Consider the following 939-nt stretch of genomic DNA (forward strand, 5'->3'; position numbering starts at 1 on the left):
CGGCGCTGTGCGTTCTCGACTCGCTTCGTCGACCGCCAAAACAACCACTCGACCGTCTTCATGCTGGAGCGGAACAGCGGCGCCGGCACGCGCGGAACGAGCTGGCCGTTGGCCCGCATCGGGAAGTGATGCAGTGTCGCCAGCGGAATGCCGTAGAACTCGGCGACGTTGGCGGCGGCCTGCTCGAAATTCAGGCCGGTGCAGAGCAGGTCGGCGCCGGCCGCAAGCGACGTCAGCGTGGTGTTCACCTCGCCCCAATGCCGGATCAGGGGCTCCCACACCTTGCGCATCAACCTGATCGGGCTGCGGACCGTCCAGATGTTCCGGAAGAACTCCGCCCACATGTTGCGAAGGAACTCCTCGTCGAGGAAATCATGCAGTTCCGGGCCGTACGGGACCGCCGCGAGCCCGGCGGACTCGGCGAAGCCCACCAATTCCGGCGGGACCGCCATGGCCACGTCGTGCCCTCGGCGCACCAGCTCGCGGCCAACAGCCGCCAAAGGCTCGATGTCGCCGCGCGTTCCATACCCGGCGAGAACGAATTTCGTCACGGGTCCTAGCCTTGCAGTTGCCGTGCACCGGCGACGTCGGGGGTATGGCTCCTCACCCAATCCGTCCCACGCGCGCGAAGTTTTCCAGAAGTTCGGCGGTCTTGGTGATGCTGTCCGCAGGCTTGCTCATCCGGCTGGAGATCTCTCGCGCACGAGCGGTGTACTCGGGGGTCAGGATCTTGCGCAGGTCTTTGACCAGCGTTTCGCGAGTGCTTGCCGAAAACCGCCGGGAAGTGCCGACCTTCAATTGTTTGATGTGTGATCCCCAGAACGGCTGGTCTCCCGCGGTCCACAGGATCAACGTCGGTATTCCGGCACGCAGACCCGCGGCCGTGGTGCCCGAGCCGCCGTGGTGAACCACCGCCCGGCAGGCGGGGAAGATCTTCGT

The 939-nt window shown here is 65.5% G+C and carries 2 protein-coding genes; both read right to left on the reverse strand.

Going from position 1 to position 939, the window contains the following annotated elements:
- The coding region (locus A5713_RS25415; protein WP_197516272.1) for a glycosyltransferase at positions 1-551 on the reverse strand (551 nt) is incomplete at its 3' end.
- Positions 552-603: 52 nt separating this feature from the next.
- On the reverse strand, positions 604-939 hold a 336-nt coding region (locus A5713_RS28855), incomplete at its 5' end, for a nucleotide disphospho-sugar-binding domain-containing protein (RefSeq protein ID WP_369804529.1).

Origin of the sequence: Mycobacterium sp. E2497 (assembly GCF_001668695.1) — a bacterium.
In the GTDB taxonomy this organism is placed as follows: domain Bacteria; phylum Actinomycetota; class Actinomycetes; order Mycobacteriales; family Mycobacteriaceae; genus Mycobacterium.